Raw genomic sequence first — 11,899 nt, 5'->3', positions numbered from 1 at the left:
CCCGGTTGCTTGGCAGAAGCCCATTGTAGAGATCTCCCGATGTGGACGACCACATTTGTCCTGACGTTCCTGTTCTTCCTGATACAGCTCGGCACCGGGTTTTCGATTCTGGCCATTGCCTCAACGAAATTCGTCGAGGTGTGCCGATTCACGAGGGCTCAGCTCGTCGTTCTCGGATTTACGGTTGGCGCATCGACAACGGGCATCCTGCTCGGACTACTCTCGCTATTCGTAAGCGATATGCGGCTTCACCTCGCTGCAATGCTTGCCGTCTCCGGCTTCGGCCTCGTATGGTCATGGCCCAACTGGCGCCTCGGCCCCGGAGAGACACGCGCCGCGGCCACTTGGTGCATCCTGGCGGTGCCGATCGCGCTCCTGACGTGGTGGTGGTCCTTCGGCGCATTTTCGAGCTTTCCTTACGGGGACATCGGCGCGGATGTTCACTGGATGAAGACCGCGCAGGAGTACGCCGACGGTGGCGTCATCAATCCCTACGCGGCCCAATCCTATGTCGATCTTCGCTCGGCACTCGCAGGCTCCCTCGCTGGAACGCTCGGCCTGGATCTTCTGAGATTCAACTGGACATATCGCTTCTTCTCAATCCTGTTCTTCCTGTTGGCGTCCTACGCCTTCGTGCAAGGCATCTATTCCACGTCCCCGCGAAAGTGGATCTCCTTCTTCTTTGCCGCGACCGGCAACGCTATTGTCCTGATGACAAACGGTAGCCTGGCTGTCGCCAGCAGTGTCGTGTTTCTCGGCGTGCTGATGAACAATGCCGAGCGGCACGCAAACGATCTGTCGACACGATCTATTTTGCTGCTGACGGCTATCGCCGGTGCAACGCTTCTGCTCGCGTTCGCATTCAACAACAACACGCTTGTACTTGCGTTACTCATGGCCGGGCTACTCGTGGTGAGGATCCTGGGTAACACGCGAAGATATGCAGGGCTTCTCTTTCTTGGTTGCATCTGGCCAGCAACGCTGCTGCTTGCACATCGCGGTTCCTTTCTGTTCGTTCCAACAGTCCTGGTCTGCTGGCTTCTCTATCTTGCCATCGTGCGGGTGATTTCCGTATGGCCATCCGCCACCATCTCGGTCCTGCGATTTCTTTGCTTCGCGCTGCCCCTGATTATTGCCGGAATTGTCGTCTGCGTTGCAGGAATGCGCTTCGGCTACATTCCGCCGATGAGCGCCAATGACACGTTCTCCCCGATCACTGGCCTAATTCTGGGCAGACGGATCGAGGGCGGCGAAGAGCTGTTCCTGGGCTCCGGGCCGCAGGTCGCGATGATCGAGCTTGGCAGGGCGATGGGCCCGCTTTTCACTATTTGCATCACGCTGGGCGTCGCATGGTGGTGGATGACCCGACCGGTCCTCCGTAGTCCCTCGGGCGCGATCGAACCTCAAACCGAAAGCTTCCTGACACTCGTGTGGTCCTGGATTGCCGGCTGCGGCCTGATACTGGCCGCTCTCTCGGGCTTCCCTTTCCTGTATCGCATCAGCACAATCATATTGTCGTTGCTGACGATCGCCGCCACCGAGACTTTCTGTCAGTTACTGATCGATTCCAGCCCTCCCCGATCCCGACGGGCACTGGTTGCGGCGGCGGTCACGGTGCTTGCGACCGCCCTTGTGGTCTTGATCTACGCGTTTGCGTGGCGGACCGACCTGCCTTTTGCCGGCTACCAGTCATTCCTGCGACCGACGGAAATCGCAGGCATCGTACTGCTCGCGGCGCTCGCACTATTGACCCTGGCCCGGTCGAGACGGGTTTACATTTACGGTCTCGCCGGGGTCGTGGGGTTGGGCATGGCGATCGACAAGATCGGCCTGTCAGGCATTGTTAGAAGCTACAGTTACGGTGCGCTTCCGGACCGCACTGAGGTCATTTCCCATTACAACGCCGACGATCTTGAAGTCGCACGCTGGGCCCGCGGCAACCTGCGAAAGGGCATCCTTCTCTCGGATCCGTATACATTGGGCATGGTCCAGGCTATCACGGGCGCGCCGGCCGCCTATCTGTTCTCCAATCTGGACACCGTGAACGAAGCGGTCGCGAAGCGGACAAAATCGGTGGTGCGCACGATCCTGCAGCCGACCGAAGGACATCAGCGGCTTGAAAGCACCTGCAGCTTGATCGCTCCCCTGGTGGGGGCGATCAATTCGGAGGCCTTCTTCCAGATGCGAAGGGTCGACGCGCTTGGCGGAATCATGAAATCTGTCCGCACCGTGCCCGCAGCGGTCCGGAAGGCGGCCCCGCCGTCTTCCGACCTCATCGCGTCCGGAAGCCCGGAGATGCCCGCCGAGCAAGCCAAGTCCACGATCACGAACATCCTGGCGACGGGTGAGAACGCCTGGAACCTCGTCGCGATCATCACGCCCCGCACGATCGCGTGGACACATCTCTCGGCCGACCAGCGTCTCAGCTATTTTCCTCCCGTTGAGCCGATGGAGCCCGCTATCGCCGATGCGCTTCGCGCAAGCCCGTTTCCGGTGCTGTTTGCCAACAGGCAGGCGATCGTCGTTCGCATTCCCTGTTCACGCTGATCGTGGAAATGGGATTGAAATTGTTCCTCGCATTGTCGCAGATTGCGTTGGGCACCACCGTCCACACCATCAAAAGAGCACATCATGCTGAGACAGGCCGTTATCCTCGTCGGAGGGCTCGGCACACGGCTAGGTGAGCGCACCAAGCTGGTTCCTAAGCCAATGCTCGAGATTGGCGGGCGGCCGTTTCTCGACACGCTGATCGACGAACTCGTGCGCTATGACGTGTTCGACGAGATTCTCCTGCTTGCCGGACACAAGGCTGAGATCGTCGAGAGCCATTATGCCGAGAAGAGCAAGCGCCGGGCAAAGATCCTCGTATCGCGCGAGATCGAGCCGCTCGGCACCGGCGGCGCGCTGGTGCATGCGCGCGACCTGCTGCACGACCGGTTCCTGCTGCTCAATGGCGATTCGCTGTTTGACTTCAACTTGCTCGATCTGATCTCGCGCGCGCATGGCGGCCGCGTCCACATGGCGCTTCGCGACGGCGTCGTCGGGGACCGCTACGGGCGCGTGGTGCTCGATGGCGACGTCGTCCGTGATTTCATCGCTCCCGGCGCGGGCGCCACGGGACCGGTCAATGCCGGGATCTATGTCGTCGACAAATCCATCCTTGCCGACATCGTAGAACTTCCCGCATCGCTCGAGCAGGATGTCTTCCCCGGCCTTTCCGCGTCCGGCACACTGCGCGGTACGGCCTATCGCGGGTACTTCATCGACATCGGAATTCCCGACGATTTCGCGCGTGCCGATCGCGAGTTGCGGGAGCAGCTACGGCGGCCGGCCGTGTTCTTCGATCGCGACGGCGTGCTCAACCACGATTCAGGATACACTTTCGAGACGCACAAGCTCGAATGGATCGAAGGGGCACGCGAGGCCGTGAAAGCCGTCAACGACGCCGGCTATTTTGCCTTCGTCATCACCAATCAATCAGGCGTCGCACGCGGCTACTACGAAGAGCACCACGTCCTCACGCTGCACCGCTGGATGGCGGACGAGATGGCGCTGATCGGCGCGCATATCGATGCGTTCGAATATTGCCCTGACCACCCCGACGGGACCGTTGCGCGCTATTGTCGAATGAGCGACCGACGCAAGCCGGCGCCCGGCATGATCACCGATCTCGCCAAACGCTTCCCTGTCGACATGACGGGCAGCATGGTGATCGGGGACAAGGAAAGCGACATGGAAGCGGCGCAGGCGGCCGGCGTAGCGGGACATCTGTTCTCGGGGGGCAATCTGGAATCCTTCGTCAAGCAGCACCTCGGCCCGGCACGTGGGGTCTAATCCGGTCGGACTGCGCTCAAATTGCCTGCGGAAATGGTCATCCGGTGGGGAGGAGGACTCGTCTGTTGCACGCAACCGCCAGTGTGCTATAGCGCCATCCTATTGCGAAGACTGGATTAATCGCGTTTGGGGTCCGGCATGGAAGATCTGAAGGGCGCCCGCGTCCTCGTCACCGGCAGCGACGGCTTCATCGGCTCGCATGTCGTCGAGGAGCTCGTGAGAGCTGGCGCCCGCGTCAAGGCGATCGTCTACTACAACTCCTTCAACTCCTGGGGCTGGCTCGACGCGGTACCGGCCGACGTGATGACGTCGGTGGAGGTAGTGGCTGGCGACATCCGCGACCCGCATTTCATGATCGCGGCCGCGAGCGGCTGCACCGATGTGCTGCACCTGGCGGCGCTGATCGCCATCCCATTTTCCTACGTGGCGCCCGATTCCTATGTCGAGACCAATGTGCGCGGCACCGTGAACGTGCTCCAGGCCGCGCGCATGGCCGGCGTGCGGCGCTTCGTTCAGACCTCGACCAGCGAGGTTTACGGCACGGCGCAGACGGTTCCGATCAAGGAGAGCCATCCACTGGTCGGGCAGTCGCCCTACTCGGCCTCAAAGATCGCCTCCGACCAAATGGCGCTGTCGTTCCAGGCTTCGTTCGACATGCCCGTCGTGGTGATCCGGCCGTTCAACACATTTGGTCCGCGGCAATCGGCGCGGGCAGTGATCCCGACGATCATCAGCCAGATCGCGACAGGCAACCGGAGGATCCGCCTCGGCGCCGTCAGCCCGACCCGAGATTTCTCGTTCGTCACCGACACCGCGCGCGGGCTGATCGCGGGCCTCACGGCGCCTGCGGAGCAAGTCGTGGGCCAGACCATCAATCTCGGCAGCGGCTTCGAGATTTCGGTCGGCGCTACCGCGCAGATGATCGCCGACGTCATGGGGACGACGATCGAAATCGAGACCGATGAAATGCGACTGCGTCCCGCCAATAGCGAGGTCGAGCGGCTCTGGGCCGACAATTCCAAGGCACGCCAGCGGCTCGGCTGGAGCCCGGAATTCGGCGGCATCGAGGGCATGCGACGCGGCATGGTCGAGACGGTGAACTGGTTCACCAATCCTATCAACCTCGGCCGCTACAAGGCTGACGTATACAATGTCTGAGGCGATGGTGGGCGGTCCCGTGACGAAGTCAGGCTTCGATCAAAAGACGATCGTCGATGCCGTGCGACGCGCGGTGGGAACGCCGAACGGCATCCTCGGCCTGCATGAGCCGGTGTTCGCCGGCAACGAGATCGCTTATCTCGAAGAGTGCATCAAGAGCACCTTCGTCTCCTCGGTCGGTCCCTTCGTCGATCGGTTCGAACGCATGCTCGAGGAGGTCACCGGCGCCAGACGCGCGGTCGCCGTCGTCAATGGCACGGCCGCGCTGCATGCCTGCTTCAAGCTCGCCGGCGTCGAGCCCGGCGACGAGGTCATCTCGCCGGCGCTGACCTTCATCGCGACGACAAATTCAATCGCCTATTGCGGTGCAGCGCCGCATTTCGTCGACAGCTCGCTCGACACATTGGGCATGGACGCGCGCGCGCTCGCGGTGCGACTCGATGCGATTGCGCAGAAGACCGCGACCGGCACCATCAATCGGGAGACCGGCCGCCGCATCGCGGCTATCGCGCCGATGCACACCTTCGGCCACCCCGTCGATCTGGACGCGATCGCCGCCCTTGCGGACGAATGGAACATCGCACTCGTGGAAGACGCCGCGGAATCGCTGGGGTCGACCTACAAGGGCCACGCGGTCGGATCGCGGGCGCGCCTCGCGGCACTCAGCTTCAACGGCAACAAGATCGTCACCACCGGCGGCGGCGGCGCCATCCTGACCAATGACGAGGAGCTCGGCCGCCGCGCCAAGCACCTGACGACGACGGCGAAGCTGCCGCACAAATGGGCCTTCATCCACGACGAAATCGGCTTCAACTACCGCCTGCCGAACTTGAACGCGGCACTCGGTTGTGCCCAGCTCGAGCAGCTCGACGGCTTCCTGGCGAGCAAGCGCAAGTTGGCTTCAGCCTATCAGCGCGCCTTTGCGGATGTTCCCGGCGTCCACTTCGCGCGCGAGCCAAAGGACACTACGAGCAATTACTGGCTGAACGCGATCCTGCTCGACGAAGCAAATGCCGACCGCCGCGACGACGTCCTTGCCGCGCTCAACGATGCCGGCTTTGGCGCGCGTCCGGCCTGGACCTTGATGCACAAGCTGCCGATGTTCGCGCAAAGCCCCCGCGGCGACCTTTCCACCGCCGAATCCATCGAACGCAGGCTGATCAACCTGCCCAGCAGCGCCAGTATTAGGACCCGCGATGAATAGTGGCGCGCGAAAGATCTGTTTCGTCACCGGCAGCCGTGCCGATTTCGGGCTGCTGATCTGGCCGATGCGCGCCATCCGGGGAACACCCGGCCTGACACTTCAGCTCGTCGCCACCGGCATGCACTTCGCGCCGGAGTTCGGCTACACGTTCAACGCAATCCGCGACGAGGGGTTCGAGGTCGACGCGCGCGTCGAGACGTTGCTGAGCAGCGACACCGGCGCCGGCGTCGCGAAATCGGTCGGGCTCGGCGTCATCGGCTTTGCCGATACCTTCACACGGCTACAGCCGGATCTCGTCGTCGTGCTGGGCGACCGTTTCGAGATGTTCGCAGCCGCGCAGGCCGCGATGTTCATGCGGCTGCCGATGGCGCATCTGTTCGGTGGAGACGTTACCGAGGGCGCGGTCGACGAATCCACGCGCCATGCCATCAGCAAGATGTCGCACCTGCATTTCACCAGCAATCAGGGCTCGACGCGACGATTGATACAGCTCGGCGAGCACCCCTCCCGTATCCACACTATCGGCTCGGTCGGCATTGACGCCATCAAGCATGTCGATCTGATGGACCGCGACGACATAGGCGGCGCGATCGGGATGCCACTCGGCGAACGCAATGCGCTCATCACATTCCACCCCGTCACGGTCGAGGCCGGACGCTCGGTGGCCGAGCTGGACGAATTGTTCGCAGCGCTCTCGACGCTCGATCCCGCCTTTCGTTTCGTGTTCACGCTCGCCAACGCCGATGCCGAGGGCCGCGCCTTGAACGCCCGGATCGAGGCTTTCGCGGCCAGCCGGCCGAACACGATCGCGGTCGCCTCGCTCGGGCAGCTTCGCTATCTCAGCCTGATGAACCAGGTGGACGTCGTGATCGGCAATTCCTCGAGCGGCGTGCTCGAAGCGCCCTCCTTCGGAGTTCCCACGGTCGATATTGGCGACCGCCAGAAGGGACGCGAGCGCGCGACGTCTGTATTTCACGCAGCGCCCGAGCGCGGCGCCATTGCCGCCGCCATCGCCGCGGGGCTGCAGCGCGGCCGTCAAGCCACCGTCAACCCTTACGGCGACGGCGAATCCAGCCGCCGATTTGCTGAAACTATCGCTGGCATCCCCGATTTCAGACCGCTTCTGGTCAAAGGCTTTTACGAGCTTCCGCCAAGAGGGGCGCAGGCATGACCACGCACACGCTCATCATCGCAGAAGCCGGCGTCAATCATGACGGAAGCCTGGAGAAGGCGCTGGCGCTGGTCGAGGCCGCCGCGGATGCCGGCGCCGACATCGTCAAATTTCAGACCTTCAATGCGAAAGCACTGGCTGGCAGCGCAGCAAGGAAGGCCGATTATCAGCAGCGCACGACGGATGCCGACGAAAGCCAGCTTGCCATGCTGGAACGGCTCGAGTTGCCGCAGGCCGCGCATCACACGCTGATCGAACGTGCGAGGGGGCGCGGCATCGAATTCCTGTCGACGCCGTTCGACGACGCTTCGCTCGCCTTCCTGCTGTTGCTGAAGCTGCCGCGCATCAAGATCGGATCAGGCGATCTCACCAATGCACCGCTGCTGCATGCGGCCGCCAAGGCCGGCGCGAAATTGATCCTGTCGACAGGCATGGCAACGCTCGGCGAGATCGAGGAGGCGCTGGGCGTGCTCGCGCATGGCTACAGCCAATCCGATGCCCCACCAGGCATCGCCGCTTTCCGCGCCGCATGGCGCGATCCAGCAGCGCGCACGACGCTCGCACAGCAAGTGAGCCTGCTGCATTGCACGACCGAATATCCCTGCCCCGTCGGCGACGTGAACCTCGCGGCGATGGGCACGATGCGGTCCGCGTTCCAGCTTCCGGTCGGCTATTCCGATCACACCGACGGTTTCGAGATCTCGGTGGCCTCCGTCGCGCTCGGCGCGACAATCATCGAAAAGCACCTGACGCTCGACCGCGGGGCGCAAGGCCCCGATCACGCGGCTTCGCTCGAGCCCGACGACTTCAAACGCATGGTCATCGCCATCCGCAACGTCGAGCGTGCGCTCGGTGACGGCGTGAAGACGCCAAAGGGCTCCGAGATCAGGAACGTCCCTGTGGCGCGCAAGAGCATCGTTGCGGCGCGCGCGCTGAAGGCTGGCGAGACCATCGGCCCCGCCGACATCACCGCCAAGCGACCCGGTGCGGGCCGGCCGCCGATCGACTACTGGTCGCTGGTCGGAACGGCCGCGCCCCGCGCGCTCGAACCGGACGATCCGCTTTAGCCTTGCGGCTTGGCCGGCACACCGCGAAGGACCGATCCTGGCGGGCATGGCGCCGTGACGACCGATCCCATCGCGACCAGCGTGTCGTTGCCGATCGCGATGTGGTCCCTGACCCGGCTGCCGAGGCCGATGAAGCAGTTCTCGCCGATCGTCGTGCCCCCGCCGACCACGGTTCCCGGCGACAGGTGCGTGCAATCGCCGATTCGCACGTCGTGCTCGACGACGACAGCGGAATTGATGATGCAGTGATCGCCGATGCGGCTTCGTCCATTGACGATCGCGCCCGGCATGATGACGGTGCCTGCGCCGATCGTGGCTGACGGCGAGACGATCGCGCGCGGATGAATCACGGACGCCCAGCGCTTGACCGGCATGCGGCCGATCATCTGCCGGCGTGCGGGCCCCGCCTGCATCGATCCGACTCCCACCACGAAGGCGGCATCCGGATACTCTGGCGCGGCCTCGTCGGTTCCGAGATAACTGACGTCGCCCAGCGTTCCGGGCTGCCGATCGAGGAAGCCGACGACCTTGAACTGGCCGGACAACAGCGCCGCTTCGTAGACCATGAAGGCATGCTCGCCGCCACCTATGATGATGAGATCATCCATCGCGATTCCCCTGCGCCCGGCGATCTTAACGGGGGATCGCGGGTCTTCAAACCGTCGATTCGGGCCACGAAACGCTGGGGTTAACGGAGCTGTTCAGGGGGGTACCGTTGGGGTTGACGCCGCCTCTCGCACCCGCGATATAGCAAGCTCAGCCGTGGGCCGCCCCCGATATCTGGCGTATACGAGGCAGATTGCCATGAAATCCTGGCGTAAGGCCGTCGTTGGAACGCAGGCGACCGTGGGCGAGGCCATTGCTGCCATCGAGAGCGGAAGCATTCAGATTGCGCTCGTGCTCGACGACCAGAATCGCCTGCTCGGCGTGGTCACCGATGGTGACGTGAGGCGTGGCCTGCTGCGGGGTGTACCGCTCACCGGACTTGCAACTGACATCATGAACCGCGGCCCGGTGTCGGCTTCTGCGACGCTGCCGCGCGAGGATCGCCTGCAGCTGATGCGGCAGAAGTCGATCAAGCAGCTCCCGCTGCTCGACGAGGGCGGCCATCTGGTCGTGGTCGAGACGCTCGATGAACTGCTCGAACCGGCTCACTATCCGAACCCTGTCCTGATCATGGCGGGCGGCCTTGGCGAGCGCCTGGGCGCGCTGACGCGCGACGTGCCGAAGCCGATGCTCAATGTCGGCGGCCGACCGCTGCTCGAGACGATCGTCCGCAACGTCGTGCAGCAGGGTTTTGGCAACATCTTCATCTCGGTCAACTACAAGGCCCAGACGATCAAGGACTACTTTGGCGATGGTGCCGCCTTCGGCGCCAATATCCAGTACGTCCACGAAACGGAACGCCTGGGGACTGCAGGCGCCCTCGGACTCTTCAGGGCGCCGCCGGCTCTGCCCATGATCGTCACCAACGGCGACATTCTCACCACGATCAACTACGGGGCTCTCCTCGATTTCCACAACGCGACGCCGGCTGAAGCGACGATGGCCGTGCGCGAGCACAAGGTGCACGTACCCTATGGCGTCGTGTCCACGTCAGACGGTTTTCTCGACGCCATCCGCGAGAAGCCGACCGAGAGCTGGTTCGTCAGTGCCGGCATCTACGTGATCGGCCAGTCCGTCTTTCGCCACGTCACGCCCGGCGCCAGTATCGACATGCCGACCGTGCTGGAACGCGTGATCGCCGGCAAAGGGCGGGTTGCGGTCTATCCCATTCGCGAATACTGGCTCGACATCGGCCGCCTGGAGGATTTCGAGCAGGCTCATGCGGAGTTTCACGAGGTCTTCCCGTGACCTCGACAAAAGCCGTCGTGGTTGGCCTCGGCTCGATCGGCACAAGGCATGCGCGCATCCTGCGCGAGCTTGGCCTGGAGGTCGCGACCGTCAGTCGCCGCGAAGGCGGCGATTACGGATCGATCACGCAGGCCGTCGCGACGGCGCATCCGGACTATGTAGTGATTGCCACCGAGACCGCGCGCCACGCTGACGATCTGCAAGAGCTCGCGCAGGCAGGCTTCCACGGCAGCGTTCTTGTCGAAAAGCCGCTGTTCGCAACACCGGCACCGCCCCCGAGATATCCGTTTTCCCATGTCAGCGTCGGATACAATCTGCGCTTTCACCCCGTGATGACGTCTCTGGCCGAAAGACTGCGCGGGCGCGACGTGATCACGGTCGCCGCCTATGTCGGCCAGGACATCAGGGACTGGCGGCCCGGCCGCGATCACCGCGCGACCGCATCCGCCACGGCCGACGCCGGCGGCGGCGTGCTGCGCGATCTCAGCCATGAGCTGGATTATCTCCTGTGGCTGTTCGGCCCGTGGCATCGCGTCGCCGCGCTCGGCGGCGCGTCGGGCGCGCGCGACATCGACGTCGATGACCACCTCGACCTGCTGCTCGATATGCAGCGGGCGCCGTCGGTCCACGTCCACATGGACTATCTCGACCGACAGGGCATCCGCCGCATTCGCGTCAATGTCGACGACGACACCATCGAGGCAGATCTCGTTGGCAGCCGTCTTGCCGTCAACGGCAAGGCCATGGAGATCCCCAGCGAGCGCGACCAAAGCTATCGCGACATGCATGCCGCGGCGCTGCGTGGTGCCAGCCCGGCTTGTTCGCTGCCCGAGGCGCTCGGCGTCGTCCACCTGATCGACGCCAGCGAGCGTGCTCTACGCACCAAGACCTGGATTTCGCCATGAGTCTTCTCTGCACGATCTGCGCGCGGGGTGGCTCGAAAGGAGTCGTCGGCAAGAATGCGCGCGACCTGCTGGGCAAGCCCGTGCTCGCATGGAGCATCGCGCAGGCGCGCGAGACCGGCCTGTTCGACGCGATCGCCTTCAGCAGCGATTCGGATGCACTGCTCGATGCGGCACTTAAGGCTGGCGCCGACATCGCAATCCGACGTCCGGACGAGATGGCGACCGATACTGCACCGAAGCTGCCGGCGATCCGCCACTGTCTCGAGCAGGCCATCGCGCAAACGGGCAAGACGCCGGAGATCTTCGTCGATCTCGACGTCACCTCGCCGCTCCGCCTGGCCTCCGACATTACTGGTGCCGTGGCACTGCTGCGCGCAAGCGGGGCGCGCAACGTCATCACCGGGGCGCCGGCACGACGCTCGCCCTATTTCAACCTGGTCGAGGAGCGCGCCGACGGCAGCGTCGGTCTCTCCAAACCGGCCGACCCTCCGATCACGCGCCGGCAGGATGCGCCGCGCTGCTTCGACATGAACGCATCGATCTATGTCTGGCGCGTCGCGTCATTCCTGGAGCAGCCTGCGGTGTTCTATCCGGACACGCGCCTGTTCGAAATGCCGGAAGAACGCTCGATCGACATCGATTCCGATCTCGATTTTACCCTGGTTGAATTGCTGCTGCGCCAACGACTGCCGGCCTGAGGAGCCTC

At 63.6% G+C, this 11,899-nt stretch carries 10 protein-coding genes; 9 read left to right on the top strand and 1 reads right to left on the bottom strand.

Translation table 11 applies throughout. The features are described 5' to 3' along the window. Positions 1-39: 39 nt before the first annotated feature. The 6 genes from RX330_RS13150 to neuB all read left to right on the top strand — a co-directional run bounded on the left by RX330_RS13150 (position 40) and on the right by neuB (position 8,434). Positions 40-2,547 (top strand): hypothetical protein, encoded by a 2,508-nt coding sequence (locus RX330_RS13150; protein ID WP_317243268.1) that lies wholly within the window; start codon positions 40-42, stop codon positions 2,545-2,547. An 84-nt stretch (positions 2,548-2,631) separates the two neighbouring features. Next, positions 2,632-3,834 carry an HAD-IIIA family hydrolase gene (locus tag RX330_RS13145; RefSeq protein WP_317243267.1) on the top strand — a complete coding sequence of 401 codons (1,203 nt, stop codon included), beginning with the start codon at positions 2,632-2,634 and terminating at the stop codon, positions 3,832-3,834. Between the two features lie 138 nt (positions 3,835-3,972). Further along, positions 3,973-4,992: an NAD-dependent 4,6-dehydratase LegB gene (locus RX330_RS13140; RefSeq protein ID WP_317243266.1), complete on the top strand. Its 1,020-nt coding sequence runs from the start codon at positions 3,973-3,975 to the stop codon at positions 4,990-4,992. Next, positions 4,985-6,196, top strand: a complete 1,212-nt coding sequence (locus RX330_RS13135; protein ID WP_317243265.1) for a LegC family aminotransferase — start codon at positions 4,985-4,987, stop codon at positions 6,194-6,196. Before RX330_RS13140 ends, RX330_RS13135 begins: the two co-directional genes overlap by 8 nt. Then, positions 6,189-7,367 (top strand): UDP-N-acetylglucosamine 2-epimerase, encoded by a 1,179-nt coding sequence (gene neuC, locus RX330_RS13130; protein WP_317243264.1) that lies wholly within the window; start codon positions 6,189-6,191, stop codon positions 7,365-7,367. Before RX330_RS13135 ends, neuC begins: the two co-directional genes overlap by 8 nt. Beyond that, positions 7,364-8,434, top strand: a complete 1,071-nt coding sequence (gene neuB, locus RX330_RS13125) for an N-acetylneuraminate synthase (RefSeq protein WP_317243263.1) — start codon at positions 7,364-7,366, stop codon at positions 8,432-8,434. The genes neuC and neuB overlap by 4 nt, the downstream gene beginning before the upstream one ends. On the opposite strand, the gene RX330_RS13120 is transcribed toward neuB, so the two are convergent. Beyond that, positions 8,431-9,042: an acetyltransferase gene (locus RX330_RS13120; RefSeq protein WP_317243262.1), complete on the bottom strand. Its 612-nt coding sequence runs from the start codon at positions 9,040-9,042 to the stop codon at positions 8,431-8,433. The two genes, neuB and RX330_RS13120, sit on opposite strands and share 4 nt — an antisense overlap. Before the next feature lie 196 nt (positions 9,043-9,238). On the opposite strand from RX330_RS13120, the gene RX330_RS13115 reads away from it, so the two are divergent. Genes RX330_RS13115 through RX330_RS13105 form a run of 3 tightly spaced genes read left to right on the top strand, consistent with a single transcriptional unit; the run spans position 9,239 to position 11,891 of the window. Next, the gene (locus tag RX330_RS13115; RefSeq protein WP_212091216.1) at positions 9,239-10,288 is read left to right on the top strand and encodes a nucleotidyltransferase family protein; all 1,050 of its coding nucleotides are present in this window, start codon (positions 9,239-9,241) and stop codon (positions 10,286-10,288) included. Then, the gene (locus tag RX330_RS13110; protein WP_212091213.1) at positions 10,285-11,193 is read left to right on the top strand and encodes a Gfo/Idh/MocA family protein; all 909 of its coding nucleotides are present in this window, start codon (positions 10,285-10,287) and stop codon (positions 11,191-11,193) included. Before RX330_RS13115 ends, RX330_RS13110 begins: the two co-directional genes overlap by 4 nt. Further along, the gene (locus RX330_RS13105) at positions 11,190-11,891 is read left to right on the top strand and encodes an acylneuraminate cytidylyltransferase family protein (protein WP_317243261.1); all 702 of its coding nucleotides are present in this window, start codon (positions 11,190-11,192) and stop codon (positions 11,889-11,891) included. Before RX330_RS13110 ends, RX330_RS13105 begins: the two co-directional genes overlap by 4 nt. The last annotated feature ends 8 nt before the right edge of the window (positions 11,892-11,899 follow it).

Origin of the sequence: Bradyrhizobium sp. NDS-1 (assembly GCF_032918005.1) — a bacterium.
Lineage (GTDB): Bacteria > Pseudomonadota > Alphaproteobacteria > Rhizobiales > Xanthobacteraceae > Bradyrhizobium > Bradyrhizobium tunisiense.
The sequence above is the reverse complement of the archived record's forward strand: the minus strand, read 5'-3'. Positions and strand labels throughout refer to the sequence as shown.

What these genes read in the sequence shown, in the direction of transcription:
- RX330_RS13140 (WP_317243266.1), top strand. Translation starts at nt 3,973, where the DNA reads ATGGAAGATCTGAAGGGCGCCCGCGTCCTCGTCACCGGCAGCGACGGC.
- neuB (WP_317243263.1), top strand. Translation starts at nt 7,364, where the DNA reads ATGACCACGCACACGCTCATCATCGCAGAAGCCGGCGTCAATCATGAC.
- neuC (WP_317243264.1), top strand. Translation starts at nt 6,189, where the DNA reads ATGAATAGTGGCGCGCGAAAGATCTGTTTCGTCACCGGCAGCCGTGCC.
- RX330_RS13150 (WP_317243268.1), top strand. Translation starts at nt 40, where the DNA reads ATGTGGACGACCACATTTGTCCTGACGTTCCTGTTCTTCCTGATACAG.
- RX330_RS13115 (WP_212091216.1), top strand. Translation starts at nt 9,239, where the DNA reads ATGAAATCCTGGCGTAAGGCCGTCGTTGGAACGCAGGCGACCGTGGGC.
- RX330_RS13105 (WP_317243261.1), top strand. Translation starts at nt 11,190, where the DNA reads ATGAGTCTTCTCTGCACGATCTGCGCGCGGGGTGGCTCGAAAGGAGTC.
- RX330_RS13135 (WP_317243265.1), top strand. Translation starts at nt 4,985, where the DNA reads ATGTCTGAGGCGATGGTGGGCGGTCCCGTGACGAAGTCAGGCTTCGAT.
- RX330_RS13120 (WP_317243262.1), bottom strand. Translation starts at nt 9,042, where the DNA reads ATGGATGATCTCATCATCATAGGTGGCGGCGAGCATGCCTTCATGGTC.
- RX330_RS13145 (WP_317243267.1), top strand. Translation starts at nt 2,632, where the DNA reads ATGCTGAGACAGGCCGTTATCCTCGTCGGAGGGCTCGGCACACGGCTA.